The sequence below is a fragment of the Cyclobacterium qasimii M12-11B genome, assembly GCF_000427295.1.
Classification (GTDB): domain Bacteria; phylum Bacteroidota; class Bacteroidia; order Cytophagales; family Cyclobacteriaceae; genus Cyclobacterium; species Cyclobacterium qasimii.
In genome coordinates, this window is the sequence record NZ_ATNM01000197.1 from 109,671 (window position 1) to 129,346 (window position 19,676).

The 19,676-nt window shown below is 38.4% G+C and carries 18 protein-coding genes and 1 pseudogene; 2 read left to right on the forward strand and 17 right to left on the reverse strand.

What is annotated here, in order from left to right:
• Positions 1–13 precede the first annotated feature (13 nt).
• A complete protein-coding gene (locus ADICYQ_RS27500; RefSeq protein ID WP_020888412.1) occupies positions 14–169 on the forward strand; it encodes a hypothetical protein in 156 nt (51 codons plus the stop codon).
• Between the two features lie 30 nt (positions 170–199).
• Positions 200–700, forward strand: a complete 501-nt coding sequence (locus tag ADICYQ_RS24445; RefSeq protein WP_020888413.1) for an FKBP-type peptidyl-prolyl cis-trans isomerase — start codon at positions 200–202, stop codon at positions 698–700.
• Positions 701–711: 11 nt separating this feature from the next.
• Here the strand turns inward: ADICYQ_RS24445 and ADICYQ_RS24450 are convergent, their stop codons facing one another.
• The 17 genes and pseudogenes from ADICYQ_RS24450 to ADICYQ_RS24525 all read right to left on the reverse strand — a co-directional run bounded on the left by ADICYQ_RS24450 (position 712) and on the right by ADICYQ_RS24525 (position 19,663).
• On the reverse strand, positions 712–1,680 hold the full coding sequence (locus tag ADICYQ_RS24450; protein WP_020888414.1) for an ABC transporter ATP-binding protein: 969 nt from the start codon (positions 1,678–1,680) through the stop codon (positions 712–714).
• Positions 1,677–2,027, reverse strand: a complete 351-nt coding sequence (locus tag ADICYQ_RS24455; protein WP_020888415.1) for an MmcQ/YjbR family DNA-binding protein — start codon at positions 2,025–2,027, stop codon at positions 1,677–1,679. Before ADICYQ_RS24455 ends, ADICYQ_RS24450 begins: the two co-directional genes overlap by 4 nt.
• Positions 2,027–2,215 carry a DUF6728 family protein gene (locus ADICYQ_RS24460; RefSeq protein ID WP_020888416.1) on the reverse strand — a complete coding sequence of 63 codons (189 nt, stop codon included), beginning with the start codon at positions 2,213–2,215 and terminating at the stop codon, positions 2,027–2,029. Before ADICYQ_RS24460 ends, ADICYQ_RS24455 begins: the two co-directional genes overlap by 1 nt.
• A 30-nt stretch (positions 2,216–2,245) precedes the next feature.
• Positions 2,246–4,237: a (E)-4-hydroxy-3-methylbut-2-enyl-diphosphate synthase gene (ispG, locus tag ADICYQ_RS24465; protein WP_020888417.1), complete on the reverse strand. Its 1,992-nt coding sequence runs from the start codon at positions 4,235–4,237 to the stop codon at positions 2,246–2,248.
• A 2-nt stretch (positions 4,238–4,239) separates the two neighbouring features.
• Positions 4,240–4,946, reverse strand: a pseudogene (locus ADICYQ_RS24470) (SDR family oxidoreductase).
• Positions 4,947–5,023: 77 nt separating this feature from the next.
• Positions 5,024–8,506, reverse strand: coding sequence for a DUF8818 domain-containing protein (locus tag ADICYQ_RS24475; protein WP_235114900.1), 3,483 nt, complete (start codon positions 8,504–8,506; stop codon positions 5,024–5,026).
• A gap of 49 nt (positions 8,507–8,555) precedes the next feature.
• Positions 8,556–11,369: a sensor histidine kinase gene (locus ADICYQ_RS24480; RefSeq protein WP_020888421.1), complete on the reverse strand. Its 2,814-nt coding sequence runs from the start codon at positions 11,367–11,369 to the stop codon at positions 8,556–8,558.
• Between the two features lie 109 nt (positions 11,370–11,478).
• Entirely contained in the window at positions 11,479–12,267 is a 789-nt protein-coding gene (locus ADICYQ_RS29180) for a hypothetical protein (protein WP_235114901.1), read from the reverse strand.
• Between the two features lie 213 nt (positions 12,268–12,480).
• On the reverse strand, positions 12,481–12,729 hold the full coding sequence (locus ADICYQ_RS24485) for a hypothetical protein (protein ID WP_040418086.1): 249 nt from the start codon (positions 12,727–12,729) through the stop codon (positions 12,481–12,483).
• Between the two features lie 65 nt (positions 12,730–12,794).
• Positions 12,795–13,349, reverse strand: coding sequence for a DUF420 domain-containing protein (locus ADICYQ_RS24490; RefSeq protein WP_040418087.1), 555 nt, complete (start codon positions 13,347–13,349; stop codon positions 12,795–12,797).
• A complete protein-coding gene (locus ADICYQ_RS24495; RefSeq protein WP_020888425.1) occupies positions 13,336–14,004 on the reverse strand; it encodes an SCO family protein in 669 nt (222 codons plus the stop codon). The genes ADICYQ_RS24490 and ADICYQ_RS24495 overlap by 14 nt, the downstream gene beginning before the upstream one ends.
• Before the next feature lie 72 nt (positions 14,005–14,076).
• Positions 14,077–14,403, reverse strand: coding sequence for a cytochrome C oxidase subunit IV family protein (locus tag ADICYQ_RS24500; RefSeq protein ID WP_020888426.1), 327 nt, complete (start codon positions 14,401–14,403; stop codon positions 14,077–14,079).
• 20 nt (positions 14,404–14,423) lie between these two features.
• Positions 14,424–15,194 (reverse strand): cytochrome c oxidase subunit 3, encoded by a 771-nt coding sequence (locus ADICYQ_RS24505; RefSeq protein ID WP_020888427.1) that lies wholly within the window; start codon positions 15,192–15,194, stop codon positions 14,424–14,426.
• A 22-nt stretch (positions 15,195–15,216) separates the two neighbouring features.
• Complete coding sequence (locus ADICYQ_RS24510; RefSeq protein WP_020888428.1) at positions 15,217–15,798, reverse strand: cytochrome c oxidase subunit 3; 582 nt, start codon at positions 15,796–15,798, stop codon at positions 15,217–15,219.
• Between the two features lies 1 nt (position 15,799).
• Positions 15,800–16,702 (reverse strand): heme o synthase, encoded by a 903-nt coding sequence (gene cyoE, locus ADICYQ_RS24515; protein WP_020888429.1) that lies wholly within the window; start codon positions 16,700–16,702, stop codon positions 15,800–15,802.
• Positions 16,699–17,790 (reverse strand): COX15/CtaA family protein, encoded by a 1,092-nt coding sequence (locus ADICYQ_RS24520; RefSeq protein ID WP_020888430.1) that lies wholly within the window; start codon positions 17,788–17,790, stop codon positions 16,699–16,701. Before ADICYQ_RS24520 ends, cyoE begins: the two co-directional genes overlap by 4 nt.
• A complete protein-coding gene (locus ADICYQ_RS24525; protein WP_020888431.1) occupies positions 17,771–19,663 on the reverse strand; it encodes a cytochrome c oxidase subunit I in 1,893 nt (630 codons plus the stop codon). The genes ADICYQ_RS24520 and ADICYQ_RS24525 overlap by 20 nt, the downstream gene beginning before the upstream one ends.
• Between the last annotated feature and the right edge of the window lie 13 nt (positions 19,664–19,676).

Below are 19,676 nucleotides of genomic sequence, written 5' to 3' on the forward strand. Positions count from 1 at the left end.
AATATTGCGAGTCATGGAAAAGCCCCTTTTTAATCTTAGAGACCATACTGCTTTTCAATACATTACATTGTATAAATCAGATTTGAATCTCAAAGTAAGCAAAACAATTGAATTAACTTCCCTGTACTATCGGGGTGATGGCTGGATATTTTTTAATTCCAATCAATAAAGATTAACTTTGTAAGCTTAAATATAAAGTATGAAAATCGAAGAGAATGCCATTGTAGGGTTGACCTACGAATTAAAGGTTACCAATGAAGAGTCCGATTCATTGCCTTTTAGTGTTGAAGTCAGAGATCAAGATGACCCTTTCTATTTCCTATATGGTGATAGTGGACTGCCTAAAACTTTTGAAGAAAAGCTCGAAAACAAAGTGAAAGGTGATAGTTTTAATTTTACGCTAACTGTAGAAGAGGCCTATGGTAAACCAGACGATGATCTCATCGTATCTGTTCCAAAGGCACAGTTTAACAAAGAACAAGGATTTGAGGAAGAGATGCTTCAAGAAGGGAATTTTCTTCCATTGATCGATGAAGATGGTTATCCAATGCAGGCAAAAGTGGTAAAGGATCTTGGAGAGGAAGTTCTTTTGGATTTCAATCACCCGCTAACGGGCATGAACCTGCATTTTGATGGTGAAGTATTTGCGATAAGAGAAGCTACCGAACAAGAAAAAGAAGAAGGTTTCAAAGTAACTTAAACTTTGAAATGCTAGATGTCTTCCAGGAGCAGAACTTTATCTTCTTCCCAACTCATATAAATGGAGGCTCCTTCGGAGATATCTCTTTCAACTCGAGTAATCTGCCAAGGAATGGATTTGCCCGGTACCTCCACAGTAAGGAGGTCATATTCCGGAAAATACCGATTCAATAGTACCTTCCCTTTTAACTTGCCCTTTTCGGTTGAGTTTTCTATAGATGAAGGTCTTAAGTATTGGTTGGTTTTTCCAGGAATTTGGTTTAAGGGCCCAAAAAATCCAGCTACATAAGCGGTTTCAGGATTTTTGTATATGTCCTTCACCTTTCCCTGGCGCAATAGCTTTCCATCTGAAAGCACGCATAAATTTTCCGTAAGCAAGAGCGCATCTTGTATGTCATGGGTGACCATGATGACGGTTATCTCCAAAGATTTAAAAATAAGGTTTAATTCATCCAGGAGACCTCTTTTTTGCAGACTATCCAGAGAGCTAAAAGGTTCGTCCAAAAGTAAAACTTCGGGTTCAAGGCTAAGCGCTCTGGCAATGGCTACTTTTTGTTGCTGACCACCTGACAACTGTCGGGGGAAATTGTCTCTTTTATCGGCTAAGCCAAATACCTGCAATAAGGTCTCAAGTCTTTCGGCGGCATACTCTTTATCATATTGAAGCAAGGGTCTGCTGATATTTTCAGCAACAGTAGACAATGGAAACAAACCATTGTCCTGTTTCACAAGCTGAAGTTCATCATAGCCTGCCACCAGTTTTTGCTCTGGGTTTAGGATTTTCTCCCCTTCTAAATAGACGATACCTTCATCCTGAACTTCCATGCCAGCAATCAGCTTTAACAGCGTGCTTTTACCACTTCCACTGGCGCCAATAATAGACCAACGTTCCGCTTTGGCAATATTCAAAGACAGTGCGTCAAGGGCTTTCAGTTCACCATTGTAAGTTTTGGTTAACCCCTCAATTTTAAGGTAACTCATCCGTTGATTTCTTCTTTCAATTTTTTAGGTAGGCTTGAATAGACCAATGCATAGGAGTGGTCTACCAATTCCAGAATTAAAGGCGAAGCCACACTTCCATCACAGGAAACGGTGTTCCAATGCTTTTTATTCATGTGATAGCCGGGTCGAATACCATCATGTTTTTCCCTTAATAGGACGGCTTGCTCAGGATCGCACTTCAAATTGACACTTTCAAATTTGTCAATGTCTAAAATGGCGAAAATTTTATTCCCTATCCTGAAGCAAAGTGTATTATGGTCAAAGGGAGTATCCTCAGTTACTCCTGGTTTTCCCAAACAATACTCCCTAAAGGTTTCAATATTCATCAGGCCAACCTTTTGATGATCCAATAGATCAAGGCGGCAAGGAAAACCAATATGGAAATCTTATTAATGCCATGCATCATTCTAAGATTGAAATTGGTCTTCTGATTAGGGTCAGGTTTTTTAAATACCCTTATAAAGTATCCCCCAACTTCACCCAACTGAAAAAACTCTTTTAATTTACTAGCCATATTCACTTAATTCAGATTTTCTTGATGAGACTATTCATGGTCTGCAGTTTCAGGTTCGATCCACTGTCCATCTTCTTTGATAATGTCTATTAATTCGTCAACAGCATTTTCAGAAGGAACAGACCTTTTCATCACTTCTTTTCCTTTGTAAAGGGTTATTTTTCCTTTTCCAGATCCTACATACCCATAGTCTGCGTCTGCCATTTCACCTGGACCATTTACAATACAGCCCATAATTCCTATTTTCACTCCTTTAAGATGGTCTGTTCTTTTCCTAATCAAGGCAGTAGTTTCCTGAAGATCAAATAGGGTTCTACCACAAGAGGGACAAGAAATGTATTCCGTTTTGGACATCCTGGTCCTTGCTGCCTGTAGTACGCCAAAGCTTACCGAGTTGTGCAATTTAACCTGCTCCAACATTGTAGCCTTGCCTTCCAGTTTAAGTTTGTCTAAACCTATAAGTATGCCATCTCCAAGACCATCAATCAACAATCCTCCAACATCAGTACCTGAAAACAGCATTGTTTTTTCAGCATCTCCATCCTTATAACTTACCTTAGGCACCACAGGTAGATTGATTTTTGCATCTATGAGTGAAACAATCGCCCTTCTTATTGCCTGCATTTGATGCCCACTATTTGTAAACAAAAGAATTACCATTGGTAGTTCATTGTTCAAATAAGGTATCGTCTCAACTATGGTTTCTGCAGAAACAAGGATAAAATTAAGCGCTTCGTGTAAGGGTACATTTTTTTTCAAATGTTCCAAACCTAAAGCAGGAAGCTTGTTCTTTTTATCCTCTTGTTGTTCCCAGGTTTCATAAGTTAATATTTCCTTTAAGCCATTTGGAAGCATAAATGGTACAGGACTACCTCCCGAGTACACATAATCACATCCCTGGTCATTCATTTTCCACTTGTCCAATTCAGGGAGGTAAAAATGACCTGTACATTTCAGGTCTTTCGGTTGGGACAGCTCAATGGAGGAAACATCTGTAATGACCCTGGGCACATTACTTCCACCAAAATTTGCGACTTCTACCGCTACCCTTTTATTGTAGCTGAAAGGATCAATTGGATAATTAATGATGGGCTTAATACCTGATTCTACAGATCTTGTAGCGTACCTGTTGATAAGTGTTTTCACCACTGGAGATTCAAACTCAGGATCCTCTGTAAGGGAAACCCTAACGGTATCTCCTAGGCCATCTTCCAGTAAAGCACCAATTCCAACAGCCGACTTGACCCTTCCATCTTCACCATCCCCTGCCTCTGTCACTCCCAAATGGAGAGGATAAGGTTTGAATCCTCCCTCGTCTAGTTTATTCACCAAAAGTCGATAGGCCTGAACCATTACCTGGGTATTGGATGATTTCATGGAAATCACAATATCGTGGTAGTTTTCGTCTTCACAAATCCTTAAAAACTCTAGTGCGGATTCGACCATTCCCAGCGGAGTGTCACCATACCTGCTCATAATCCTGTCAGACAATGAGCCATGATTGGTTCCAATCCTCATGGCTGTTCCATTGGCTTTACAGATGTTTACCAAAGGAAGAAAGCGTTCTCTAATTCTTTCCAGTTCAGCCTGATAGGATGAATCTGTATATTCTAAAACTTCAAATTTCTTTTTATCAGCATAATTCCCCGGGTTTACCCTAACTTTTTCAACAATTTTAGCGGCTACTTCAGCTGCATTAGGCGTAAAATGAATGTCCGCTACCAAAGGAGTATTGTACCCTCGTTTTTTCAGCCCTTCCTTAATGTGCCGAAGATTTTCTGCTTCTTTGATACTGGGGGCTGTAATTCTCACCAATTCACAGCCGCTATCAATCATGCGAATGCATTGTTCAATAGAGCCAAGGGTGTCCATGGTGTCCACGGTTGTCATGGATTGAACGACAATGGGGTTGTCGCCACCAATAATTATGTCTCCAATCCTTACAGGAATGGTTTTCCTCCTGGAGTAATTGGTAAGACTATTGCAGTACTGCTGATTCTCTGTGACTGTTTTCAATTCCATAATTATATATCACCTAATTGAGGTCGGATTACTATCTCTTCAACAACAGAACGGGGTGAAAGGTTATACGCAGACCAAACAGATGCCGCAACATCAGCGACATCAATGAACCTACTCTCTGGTAAATCAACGCCTTCCCAACTCGCCGTATAGGTAGCGCCGGGCAATACAGACGTCACCTTTACTCCATGGGGTATCATCTCTTGTCGTAGACATTTGGTGAATCCCAACATGGCCCACTTTGAAACGGCATAACTTCCACCATTGGCATAGGCAGTAAATCCTGCAATGCTTCCAATAGTAAAAATATGTCCATTTTTTCTATTCATGAAATCCTCAGTAAAGGCCTTTGTCAAATAATAAGTGCTGAAAAGATTTGTGTGCATGGTCTTTTCAAAATTCTCTTCTAACTCTGAATGCAGACTGCCCGGAATAAAAATACCAGTATTATTTACTAAAACATCAGGCACAGCAATTTTTTTTACAAAAGCTGCAAAAGCTTTTGTCTCTTCTTTTATAGATAAGTCTGCTTTCTTTATGTAAACTTTTACCGCAGAAAAACGCTCCTCTATCTCATTTTTTCAATGCTTCTAACTCTCCTTCATTCCTGCTACAGGTAAAAATATCAAAAACCTTTGGCGGCAAATTCAAGAATTATGGCTTTACCAATACCCTTAGTACCACCGGTAACCAAAATACTTTTCGACATTAGTTTGTGCTTTAATAATTAGTACAACAACAAAAATAACTGTTACAAATCTACAATTTTTCAATGGCTATGCCTAATCAAAACAGGGCTGAAACCTGCATACGTCCTGTATGTACCAACTGGTCCAGACCTTCGGAGTTCCGGCCCTCATAAACAAGGTTTAACTGTAATCCCTCGCCTATTTTTTGCAACCAACTCAAGCTCCAACTGGTATTGTTCCCGGGAGTTAGGGCCTGAAGCATCTCATAACCGGTGGGTGAATTTACTGTACCGTTGTAATCTATAAACGTATACTTCACCTGGGCATTCACCGTCGTTTTTATGGCTTTTGCCAACCTAAAACTTAGTGCCCCTTCATGCAACTGGGCCTTTTCATCCATTTCAATATTGGATATATTCTCCTTTCCAGTAAACCTGTATTGAAGGGTAGTTCTAAATACGGGACTCGGCTGTAAGTTTATTTCTGGCCCCAATGTATATTGTTCTATATCATAATTTCTATTGTCTAAGAAATCTGACGAGGCCTTCCTTTTGCCGCTATTTGCATAGAATAGAAGGTTCCACTTTGTCTCAATATTAAAGCGTGCATTGTAGCGCCAATCGTCCTGAGACAACTCCTCAAAACCTCCGGTAAGCAATTGCTTCTGATGGCTATTAAAAAAAGACAAATCCATGCCAAACTTGGGGGAAGCCCTATTAAAAAAGAAAGAAGAGCGAAAGGATTGCCGCAAGGAAAGCAAAGAAGTGTCTGCTATACCAGCCTGAAAGGGACTTATCCGCTGCACGAAATCGCGTGAGGTGATTTTCTTTTCCACATTTAAGTTCGTGTTATTTGAAAATTTTGACAACACTTTTTTCAACCCTCCATCGCTTTTCCATTTGGATGGAAACTTTGCACTAAGGCGGTAATTAAACAATGTAGTATAAGCCTGAAGGTACTCGTCTGTTGGAACAAAAACCTTTATAAAATTCTTTTCTTCTGGGTTTATGGCCAGGTAAAATTCATTCAATTGCTGCACCCCGTCTTCGTTATCATCTCTCCAGGTATGAGTTCCTTCACCTGTAGGAACGGGTAAAAAGACGAATTCCCTCCTTAGTTCTCTCCCATTCCCAAGTGCATAGGTAAATTCATTGGACAAGTTATTGTCAAAAAGAGCACTCCGATAATCCAATTTCCCCATTACAGTGGTCTCTTCGGGAAGGTCTCTGGTCAAAAACGTTAACTTCCTGTAAGTGAATGACCCATTTAAAGTATGCGCACCAAATGTTCCCTTGACCCCATAGGTGTTCATAAAGGCTTTGGTGTCTGGTTTCAGTTGATCATCTATTACTGCTTTGTCCTCTCGTAAACTGGCAGTTGCAAAAAATGAATACTTTAAAGTATCATTCGTAGTTAATGAAAATTGATGCTCTTCAAAATTCATCGCTGTGGATACTACCTGATTATTCTGAGGGTCAATAACCTTGTTTTTATCTACCGTAAACCTATAACCTGGCACAAACACAGCTGTTGGATATTTGATCTCGCCCTGATACCTCAGCCATCGCGATTGTAAGGGTAACACTTCACTGTTCAACTGGAAAAAATCATTGGTAAGCAAAAGTCTATCCCAAAGCTTCTGGTTGAGTTTAATCCTTTGTTGAATTCCAGACAACACCCCTGTCCTGTTTCTCAAATCCAGGTCGTAGGAAACCTGGTTTTCATTGTCTTTCACCAATTGAAGATTGATATTATACAGTTTTTCAGCTGCCTTGTCATCCTCCCCTCTATCAGTCAGTCCCCAGTCTCTGTCAAATTCAATAGACCTTAAGCGGTCTATAAAAGTGAAGTTTGCCGCATTGTATTCAATTGTCGTTTGTCCATTAAAGAGGTAATCTTTGAACTTTTTAAATGTTCGTCCTTCAGATCTTAAACCAGCTTTAAAGGCAAACCCATTGTTATCGGCATCGTCTAAATCGGAGAATAGGTTTTGATCCTGATCTGAAATGGCCAATTCAGCAAAGGTAGTTTCGTACTTCCCCAACTTGATTTCCGTCCCTGTGGTAATCATCTGTTTTTTGTTGGGGGAAGGCAATGGTGAACTTATCGTATAATTACCTTGCGCAAGCCCATTCAAAGGAGGTGTATATTCATAAACCACCCCGTTTGCCAACTGTTCTTTTCTTTTATAATTGCCCAAACCCTGGGTAGTTTCAGTAAAGCTAATTGCAAAATAAGCCACTGAGGGATCTGTGCTGTATTCATAGTAAGTTTGCGCTTCTCCATTTTCCGTAAAGGCAGTAACTTTTCTATACAATATTCTATTTGCATCAAAGGCGATACTGTCAATCCTAGGAATGGCGGCTGAAAAAATATCATCCCCCACATTACTGAGAAGGGTTTTATCTACATCACTAAGTTCAGTAAACAATGGTCGGTTTCGGTCGTCCTTTTCCCTGTAGTAATTAAGGTAGAAGGTGACATTTTTACTTTTTTGAATGTGATTGGCAGTAACTATAGATCTGGAGAAGTTTCGTTCAGCATATTCAAAATCCACTCTCACTCTAGAATACTGGGTAATCATCACGGTAGGAGTGAATGTGATCTCCCCTTGGTTATAATCTATCGTATAGTCATTGTTAAAGCCTCGCTTTAATTGTTTTCCATCCAAAAAGACTTTTTCCGAATTGGCCAAAACAATTACAAACCTTTCGTTTCCAGGCCCTCTTATTCGATAAGGCCCCAGAACACCTTCACTTACTTCCAAATTTACGGAGGCAAACTTCCCTTTAGCGATGGCTGCACCTACCCTGCTTGAGGCTTCCCATTTTTCATTGACCGCATAGTCTGAAGTAAATTGAAGTCCCTGCACATTTTTATAATACCTTAAAAATTCAGACTTACGTTGTTGAAGTACAACATCCCCTCCTGCCAGATTGATTTTATCATTGTACAACTCAATTAATATATTGTCGAAATCCTGTACTTGTTGCGTATTTCCCTCAGGTTGGAAAGGCACATTCTGATCGGTAATACTTGCCCTGATGTTAAGGTTTTCTGCCAATACGCCTTCCATTTGCAAGTTGAGGGCTGAGTTTACAAATACATTTTGGGTATTCCCAAAGGAGATCCCCCTGGTCAGGTTTCCTGACTGATTGAGCTTACTGGAAGTAAAAACTTCCTCTCTAAAATCATAAATGGCTTTTTTATCTGGAGGGCTGTCTTTGAAAAATGCCAAAGAATCATAGTCCTCCTTGAGTGTCCTGTTTTGGAATACATGATTAAAAGTAAAAGGCAATATTCGGTAACAAATCAAAAGGGAATCTCGGGCACTGTTCTCCTCATCAAGGATCGTTAGTCTGCCTGTGTTAATGTCATATTCATGGGGGAATTTATTTCCATGGGCATCTTGTACCTGAATACTTGATTCCAACATTGACATTGAATCCAAAAATAAATGGCTTTTTGCGTACTGACAGCTCTCCATAGACACTCTTGCTCTTGTGCCATCGTGGGATTGGTCAATGCTAAAAGCACTGATGAAAAAGCAAAAAAATACTTCACCAACTGCATATCTCAATCTCTTACAAGGAGCTAAAGTAAACAATTCCTCTCAATTAATCAGGGAATCATGGGATTAGAGGAAATAGGAGAAAAAAGGTCGTTCCTGACTCAGTCGATGTCTCAAACCATATCTTACCACCGGCCGTTTCTACCCCTCTTTTGGCAATAGCCAAACCTAATCCTGACCCATCCGTTTTTGTGCTGAAATTCGGCATGAAAACCTTGTCTTTTAATTCTTCAGAAATCCCTTTACCATTGTCCTTGATGGCTAATTTTATATGGGCCTCCCCTTCAAAAACCAACTGAACAAGTACCTTCGATTTTTTGCCTTCTACAGCAGCTTGTATTCCGTTGATGACAAGATTGGATATAACCCTACTGTACAATTTAGGGTCTCCCATTATTTTAGTCGAGGTACCTTCATTGGTAAGGTCTTCTAGTTCGATATCAGCATCCTCTCTGTTATAAAATATAGAAATGGTTTCAAACACCACATTTCTTAATTCAAGTTCCTGGTTTTTAGGAAGAGGCATTTTGGCAAATGTCGAAAAAGAACTAGCGATATCACTTAAGGTGTCTACCTGATGAATGATTGAATTTATGGGGTTTACCAATGCCTGACCAGTGTCTAGCTTATTTGCCGCTTGCAGCCGCAATAAATGCTGGAGGGTAAGTTTCATTGGCGTTAAAGGATTCTTTATCTCATGGGCTACCTGTTTTGCCATTTCTCTCCAGGCAGACTCTTTTTCGTTTGAAGCCAAAACCTTCTTACTTGATTCAAGCTTAAACAACATGTTGTTGTATTCATTGACCAACAAGCCTATTTCATCTTTCGCCGGCCAAACCATGTATTCATTGTTTTCCAGATCAGTATCTTTAAGCTTTTGAGTCAGAAGCTTAAATGGATGGGTTAGGTTTTTAGAAACGAAATAGGAAATAATTAGAAAAAGGAGGAAAATGACAACAAAAATGATCAGAATATTACTGAACACCTCTGTGATCATAACATTCAATTCTTCCTCTGATTCAAAAAAAGGAATGGCTATTATGGCTTGAAGTCTTTGGTTTTCTCCATTTTTAAGCGCCAGGTATACGGTTTTGTATTGCAGTCCTCCTACTTGCTCGGTTTGTAGCAATCGGTTTTCCATTGACTCAATAATGGCGGCGTAGGCTTTTGGGTGCAAATAATGGGTTAATATTTTCTTGTCAAAAATGGTCGGTTGGTTAGTCGCCATAAGAATCCCATCAGGAAGATAAAGGTTAATGTCGGCATCAGTAGCGCTTGCCAAAGCGTAAAGTTCTCCATTAATGTCATCTCTGTTCAAGGTATTGAACTGCTCTCCGCCAAGATCTCGTCCTAGATTATCTCTTATTATCCCTGCCTTTTGATAATATTGCCTATGTAAATCTTCAGTGTAAGAATGACTTAAAAACCCCAATGCAATTACACTTATGACCAACATCGGGAAGAAAAATGCAAAATTCAGGTACAATTGCAGTTTGGTAGCATAATTGAACCTCAGCTGGTTTATCCCCATCAATAGAAGGAATACGGATACAGACAAAAGGGTGAAAATCAGGAACGCTACAAAAAGAAAAGCTATGTCCGCTAGAATGTAATTGTTAGGGTATTGCCGGGAAGAGACTACGATAACTTTGTCATTGTACTCAACCGCTAAATGGTGGTACCCATTAAATAGAACCCCTGTAGTAAATATTTCTTTATGGTCCAGGATATCTTCCATATCTACCCCTTGGTAGCTGAAAATACCTGAGCTATAACTCAATACATTTTCCTCAAAAATAGCAAAATCAAAATCTCGTTCTATGTAGTTGGACACGTATTTATTGTCCATCAGTAATTTGGGAAATGCTTTACCAGATTCAATTCTTTGCTGGTTTAGCTCTATGACTATAGTGCCCAGAAAATCATTGTTACGTTGTATTTTAATAAAAGCCACAAATCTATTTCCCGTATTGGTCTCTGTAGATTTGATAAAATAAAGATTATGAACCTGAGTAGCATAATCACTGTTCATGTATCGTTTTTTATATTCAGCAAGGTCAACTGTTTTACCTTGTCCCAAAACAGGCTGTCCCAACTGGCCAAAAACACTAACTTCTTGCCTGTATTGATCAAAATATCCAGCCAGGTAAATTTTCTTGATCTTCCTTTCGATAGGATCTTTGGAAAGCAATCGGTCAGAAAGCCTACTTTTAATGAAGGCATCATCACCAATTCTTGTCAGGATGTCCTCTAGTAAAAATTCTCCCATGACATCCCTATCAAGCATAACATTATTGGCAAACTTAACTTTAGACCTAACCTCATCGTATCTAAGGTCCTGATAAGCGGCAGCTCCAGTAATTACAGCGCCTATCAAGCAAGCAAAGAAAAACATCAGAAAGGTGTTGAAATCAAGTTTAAACAAGCTTTCATAAAGCTTAAAACTAATGATCGCCACCAAGAGAATAATATGCGCAATAAAAGCGATGAATAAAACAAAGTTGTAAAAGAGAAGAAAAACTAAAAAGGGCAAAACGAAAATCACCAATACTTTTAATGGGTAAGATTGATTTTTGGTGCTTTTGAATAACACCATATTTAACCCAATAATCGTAAACAATAGGTAGGCGGCACCTCCTAAAAAAACAACAAACAAGCTTACAATTTTCAGGTAGTCAAAACTAGGGATAGCACCTATATTCAAATTCCATTGCGCATTTTCAACAATATTTAAATACAGGTAAAATACCAGAAACATTAAAATAGTGGACAAAGTATAGGCACAGGCAAGATTAAGCCAATAAGGATATTTTTTTCGGAAATTGATAAAAGAGATAGCTACCCGCCTTCTACTTAAAATTGCAATAATCATGATCAATACAACCAAATAGCATATTACATTCAATAGTAGGTCCCCTAAACTAGGATTTAGCCGAGAGGATGCATAAAGACTGGAGTCAAAAATCCCCGTTTGAAAAAAATCATTGGGAAAACGAAAGGAAAGCATAATTACCCTTACACAAAAAAGAATAATAAAGGTATAAATGGTTGCAAGAATTTTTTTGCCCTTTTGACCACAAAGTATAAACAAATCCACCTCCAATAAGCAATACAAGCCCTAGTAATGAAAAGAAAAATATTAAAAGAGTATGATTAATAGATTTTCCAGGAGGATCATAGCCAACCCTGAAAAAAATGGAAAAGAGGTATTCCCCATCAAAATGTATTTCCTGGTAGTTCTCTTTTGGTGAGCCTGACAATAAAAACCTATCGTTTCCAAAAATATCCGGATTGTAGCCACTTTCGAGGTATTCATTGTCTATCTCTACCTTATCGAAAAAAGGATGAACTTGTAGCACCCAATAATCTTTATTATTACGGGTAAGTTTTCTAAGCTTGGTGAAATATATGCCTCTGTTGTTATCGAGAAGTTGATACTCTTTTGAGGTAGAAAAGTTATTGAAATCTGGCACCATGTCTATATCGGACCAGTACGTCAATTCACCTTCTTGAGAGAACAAATAAAAGTGAAACTCATGGTCGATATTGAGACTTTTAAAAGTAAGCAATTTATCATTTTGGGCACTTCCTGAAATTTGCTCGTAGTCTTTATCAAACCCATTAATCACGGAGGCCAAACGCCTTTCAAGACGCACTTTATACTGCCCATGGTCAGCTTGATGTTTTCCATCCATAAAGAAATTTACGGACAGCACTATTCCCAAGAGAACAATCGACAAAACCAATAGTAGCCTTCTTCTTCTTAACATTGCAATTAATCTTGCGTGGATGGTCCCTTTTTATACGTAATAGCCAATTAAAGTTTTTGACAATCTATTACTTGTCACAATCACTTTCTAATTAGGTGTTGGGAAAATCTTTTGAAACCTAAGTTTAAGATAAACTCAAAAAATGATTTTGCAAAAGACCTGCACTTTTTGGAAGGTAAGCCTCAGAACTATTCGATAATTTAAAAGCCCTGTCTATAAAGAAAGTTTTTTCTTCCTTCTGGCATTTTTATACCAAAAATATCCTAAAACACTTAGCAATACATAGGGGGCAACAAAAAGATAAAGAATTCCAAGATTAAGCGTGGCACCTACCGTAGTATCCCCATTACTAACATTGTTTTCGATAGTGGCTCTACACATGGCACATTGCGCTAAAGTGGTTTGCACTGAAACCCCTAACATAAGGAAAACACCCAACAGAAATTTGAAAGAATTTTTCATTTTAATTGTAAACGTTTTGGTTAAACCTTTGTTTAAAGATAGGCAAAGTTTAGGAGATAAACTCCTCAATGAGTGTAATACGGACTTATCATCAAATACACTATTACACCTGATACAGTGACATATAGCCATATTGGAAAAGCATACCTGACAACTGAGCGGTGCTTGTCATACTTACCGGTCATTCCATAGTAATAGGCGAGAAGAATTGGGAATAAAGCCACGGCAGCCAAAATTATATGGGTAATAAGAAGTGGGTAGTAAACCCATCTAATCCATCCTTCTCCACCAAAAGAAGCACTTTCAGCTGCAGAATGATAAATAATATAGCTGACAAGAAAAATAGCCCCGAGTCCGAAAGCCACTGACATAGACATCTTATGCCATCCTATTTTACCATTCTTGATGAAATAAAGACCTAAAAGAAGCATGACTGAAGCAAATGAATTAATAACAGCATTCAAATGGGGAAGAAAATATACCCAATCTTCTTGAGTGTTAACCTTTGAGGGCATAAACAAAAGTACAGCAACAGCTATTGGCACCAATATGGAAATAACGGTTATCCATTTATAAATCGTTTTTTCGTTAGATTCCATGTTTAAACTATTCTTTGTCATGAAGCAAAATTTTTGTTTCTAAAATCAATTGATCCACACCTTCTCTTTTGGTACCACTATAATAACCTCGGATCCGCCCAAGCTCATCTATGAGAACAAACTTATCACTATGAACAAAATCCTCAGGTACAGCACCACCACTTATGGTAGGAAGGATAAAACCACACCTCGCCAGATTATAGGTTTCTTCCATAGGCCCATTCAGAAAAAACCATTTGTCCTTTGTTGCTGAATGTTCCTTGGCATAGTCAAATAAAACTTCTTGGTTATCATACTCAGGGTCTATGCTAATTGAGTATATCTGTACATTGTCCTCATCCCGAAATACATCCTGAACCCTTTCCATCTCATTTGACATCACAGGGCATATACTAGGGCAACTGGTAAAGAAAAAGTCTACAACAGTAATCTTCCCCATCATTTCCTCCTTACCTACACTTCTTCCTAGTTGATCGGTAAAGGTAAAATCAGGAATGTAATGTTGGGTACTGTCTTTAAAATCACATTGACCAAAAGGATCATCAACACCGTTTTGATATAGGATTGGAATATCATATTGATTTGAAGAAAATCCCCTTAAAAATAGGATTATTAAAACCGGTATCATCAATACACAGACCAATACCAGCACCTGAATAACTCGCAACATTTTCATACAGTACTACAACAAAAAAATGGTTGAAGATTCCCCTTCAACCATTCAATTTTTAATATTTTTTAAATGGTATTACCACCGCACTCCAAAAATCTCAACGCCTTCCTTCATTAAAGCTATAATCAGCCAAACCAAGAAAATAAGGGGTACAATGATGGAATAAAACAATGGTTTAGCTTCTTCACCTAAGTGCATAAACTCCATCATAATATACTTGGCTTTCACAACAGTAAGAACGATGAAAATGAAGTACAATAAAAAACCTCGTTCCATGGTAAATGCCAATACAAACTCCACGGAAGTAATTACTAACAAAATCAATGCAGTTAGCCAGATTTTTTTAATTTTCGCAGGATCTCTTGGAATTACTTCCATCCCATTTTTATTAACGTGTTCCATTATATTATAAGTTTATATTTCTAGATCAAATAGAAGAAGGTAAATACGAATACCCATACTAGATCTACAAAGTGCCAGTATAAGCCAATTTTCTCAACCATTTCATAATGACCTCGGTTTTCGTAAACACCTACAGCCGCCTGATAAAATGCTAAAAACAGCAAGAAAACACCTATGGTAACATGGAAACCATGGAACCCGGTAATAAAGAAAAACAATTGTGCAAAAGGCGCCGGACCATATTCGTTGACAAGCAAATTGGCACCATATACAGTTTCAGACACTACATTATTCAAAGAGTTGACATAAGTCATCACAACACCTTCGTCTGTGCCGTGAATAAAGTGAGTCCATTCCCAAGCCTGGCAACCAAGGAAAGTCATACCTCCCAAAAGTGTCCAAAGCATCCATTTAACAACGTCATTTTTATCATTCCTATGTCCAGCCTCTACTGCAAGAACCATGGTCACAGAACTCATAATCAAGATAAAAGTCATCAACCCAACAAAAACAAGAGGGAAATGACCACCGTGAACAAACGGTACGGCATCAAATATCATTTCAGGAATAGGCCAATGTTCATTAGAACTCACAAAATCGGCAACTTCTCCCGAATAAGCAGGATAACTCACCCTAATGGCACCATAAGTAATAAGAAAGGCTGTAAAGGTAAAAATATCTGAGAGGAGAAAAAACCACATCATGAGCTTACCGTAGCTCGCTTTTAGTGGTTCGTTACCTCCACCCCAAACGCCTCTTTTTGATTGAATTTCAATAGCAGTCGAAGACATAATTAGTAAATTAACTTATATTTTAATGATTTAGAAGCAAAAACATAAACAGGTAAAGCCAAAGACCTCCCAAAAAATGCCAAAAGGTGACGCACATTTCTAGTTGTGCCAATTTTTGAGAGTGTATTTCATTCCTTAAAGCCGAAATTAATACAATTATTAGAAATATCACACCACTAATAAGATGTATTGCATGCAAGCCAGTAAAAACATACATGAAGGACCCTGAAGGATTACCTACAAAATACACATCTTCAGCCACAAGGGCTTCCCAACTGTACCATTGTCCTACTAGAAAGGCTATTCCTAAAACCAGGGTAATAAGAAGTCCAATTTTAAGGTTATTAAAGCTATCCTTTTTGGCAGAAGAATAAGCCCATTGTAAACTAATACTAGATAAAACGATTATTCCTGATGTATACCAGAAGATATTTGGAAGGTCAAATTCAAGCCAATTACCTTCTCCTTGTCTAACGATATATGCACTTGTCATTCCTGCAAATACCATCACCACACTCACAATAAACAACCAGAGTGCAAACTTTTTAGGATGCATGGATAGCGGTTGTTCCGCTCCTTCAATAAATGTTAGATTCTCTTCCATGTTACACTTTATCTAGTAAGTAAGCAATTTGTGTTATAGGAAGGTACAAGAATGAACCAAACATAATTTTCAAGGCTGATTTCCTGGAACAATCTTTCATTAAAGAAAAGGTTTGTGCCAAGAACAATACCCCACAAATGGTGGCTACAATCCCGGAATTTATACCCGTCAACCCGAAATAGGTAGGTAAAAGTCCAAGAGGCAACAAAAACAAGGTATAGATCATTATCTGAATAGCAGTATTAAGGTCTTTCTGTCCTCCAGAAGGAAGCAGTTTAAAACCTGCTCTTTTATAATCCTCATCACTTACCCAGGCGATTGCCCAAAAATGGGGGAATTGCCAGATGAATTGAATACCGAAAATGATCAATGCTTCATAAGAAATGCTTCCTGTCACAGCTGTCCATCCAAGTAAAGGAGGCATTGCACCAGGAATAGCTCCTACTAATACAGCAATAGGACCAACCCTCTTGAGTGGCGTATACACAAACACATACAACACCATACTTAGGATACCTAATCCGGTGGTCAACATGTTGGTGAAAAATGCCAAAAGGAATATGCCTAAAACAGCGGTAATAACAGCAAACCAATAAGCTTCTCTAACGGAAATAACATCCATTGGAAGAGGGCGCGTTTTGGTTCTTGTCATTAACTTATCAATTTCTCTTTCTTTTATCTCATTGGCTGCACCAGACGCTCCAGTAATAAGGAAGCCACCTATAACAAATCCAATGAAACCACCCCAAGAAAAATTCTGACCATGGTGTCCCAAAATAAAACCAAATACAGCAGAGAAGGTAACCAAAGCAGACAATCTGAATTTAATTAACTCCAAATAGGCTTTAAACCTCATGGCAACACTATCCCACAACAATTTTTCTGATAAACCTAGAGTACTCATGATAAAGCAATATTTATAGGGTCTTTTTCACTTTGCCCTAATTCAAGCCAAATAAAATATTGAAATCCAATAATCAACGAACCCAAGAACAAGTGCACAGGTTGAATGAATGCTGGTATTCCAAAATAAGCCATTATTGTACCGGATAAAATAACCGCAACAAACAATGACATCAGCAATACATAATGGTTACTCATTTTATTATTTCGTTCCCTAAAAGGGAATAACTTATAACCAATAAATAAATGTAGGCCTAGTATAACCAAGGAATAAGTCCTATGAATATAATAGGTAAGGCCTAACTCTCCTATCCATGATGATCTATTCAAATAAGCAGCGTTACCTGCTATTACATCAATCTGTTCCCTTACCTGGGTACCAAGGATTATTTGAACAACCATTAACAAAATGCCCAAACCAAGTATCCAACGATATTTGGTTGAAATTTCAATTGGCAAGTCAGCACGTTTCGTTTTGTTTGCGTATCTGCCAGATAAATGATAAATATACAGGAGAAGGCAAACCATGAAAAGAGCGACAATCATATGGACACTTATCATCCATTGAAGAAGATTAGTAGAGACTACTATAGAGCCCAACCAACCTTGAAACAACACCAAAACCAGAGAAAGAATTGAAAGCCACATAATTTTTGGATCAACAGACTTTAACCTAAAAGAATAAATCAAAGTCAATATTATAAGCAATCCAATAATTGCACCTGCGAGTCTATTTATATACTCAATCCAGGTTTTAGTAGCATTGAATGGTTCTTGAACAAGAATACTTTCATCGTTTCTTATTTCTTCAGCCAAATGGTCAAATCCAAGAGTAGTTAAAAGAGAAGCGAAACGCTCGTTCTTTTCAACTCTTTTGGTAACATAGATTTCAGGGTAGTTTGTTGGAAGTTGATCTTCTGATGTTGGAGGCACCCAACTCCCGAAACATTTCGGCCAGTCAGGGCAACCCATTCCAGCGCCCGTACTTCTAACTATACCACCAATCAGAATAAGAAGGAAAACAGCCACCGTAGTGATGAAACATACACTACGGAAGCTGTTAATATTATTAAGATTCTTTTGACTCATTAGTTACCAATACTTCTCCTTCTTCAGCCATTATTTCTTTTTCCAATTGAACAAGTTTTGCTTCATGAGGAAGATTAGATTCCGGAGTAGCAGAAAGTGGAACAGTTTGAGGAATAAAATCTTCTTTAGATCCAGGTTTGCTATAATCGTATGGCCATCTGTAAACAGTTGGGATTTCTCCTACCCAGTTTCCATGACCAGGCACTACTGGTGTAGTCCATTCTAAAGTATTAGAATGCCACGGATTAGAACTTGCTTTTCTTCCTTTGTACATACTGTAAAAGAAGTTAAACACGAAGATAAACTGAGCAAAGAAAGTAATTATTGCAGCTACAGATACAAACATGTTCAAATCAGTATACATGTCTGCAAAAGAGAAGTTTGTCCAGCTGTAATACCTTCTTGGGAAACCAGCGATACCAATGTAGTGCATTGGGAAAAACACAAGGTAAACACCAACAAATGTAAGCCAGAAATGAACATAACCTAATTTCTCGTCTAGCATCCTGCCAAACATTTTAGGGAACCAATGGTAAACTCCTGCAAGCATTCCAAAGAACGAAGCGGCACCCATCACCAGGTGAAAGTGAGCAACAACAAAGTAAGTATCGTGCAATTGAATATCAATAGCGGAATTACCCAAGAAAATACCTGTCAAACCACCTGATATAAAGAAAGAAACAAGGCCTATAGAAAACAACATGGCTGGCGTAAATCTCAAGTTACCTCTCCACAATGTAGTCAAGTAATTAAATACTTTAACTGCAGATGGCACTGCTATAATCAAGGTAAGGAACATGAAGATTGAGCCTAGGAATGGATTCAAACCTGACACGAACATGTGATGCGCCCATACCACGAAAGACAATATAGTAATACCCAACATGGATATAATCATTGCTTTGTAGCCAAAAATAGGTTTCCTTGAATTGGTTGCTATTACTTCAGAAGTAATCCCTAATGCAGGCAATAGCACAATATACACTTCAGGGTGACCTAAGAACCAGAACAAATGCTGGTACAATACAGCACTACCTCCTGTATTCGGCAAGGCTTCACCACCGATATAAATATCAGCTAGGTAAAAACTGGTACCAAAACTTCTGTCAAAAACTAACAATAAGGCGGCAGAGAATAAAACTGGGAAAGACAACAATCCAATAACTGCTGTAAGAAAGAATGCCCAGATAGTCAATGGCAATCTAGAAAATGACATTCCTTTTGTTCGAAGGTTGATTACGGTAGTGATATAGTTTATACCGCCCATCAATGAAGAGGCAATAAAGAAAACCATAGCGATTAACCATAGAGTCATACCCATACCAGAACCAGGAATTGCTTGCTCCAGTGCAGACAATGGTGGATAAACTACCCATCCCCCACCTGCAGGGCCTTTTTCCAAAAACAAGGAAATGAACATAATCACACCGGAAAGAAAGAAGAACCAGTAGGACAACATGTTCATAAATCCTGAAGCCATGTCTCGGGCTCCAATTTGTAATGGAATTAGAAAGTTGGAAAAGGTACCACTAAGACCCGCCGTCAATACAAAGAAAACCATGATGGTTCCGTGCATGGTGACTAAAGCCAGGTAAAAGGTAGGATCCAATTTTCCAGTTGCATCAATCCATCCACCTAAAATAGGTTTAAGGAAGGACATATCCATATCAGGAAATCCTAACTGCAATCGAAATAATACAGAAAGAAAACCACCAATAAATGCCCAAAATATACCAGACACAAGATATTGCTTCGCAATCATCTTATGGTCAGTTGAAAATATATACTTCGTTATGAAGTTATCGTGGTGCTCATGGTCATGATCATCATGTGTAGATGCTGCATCATGAGCTGAAACGTTTGCTACTGCCATGGTATTTATAATT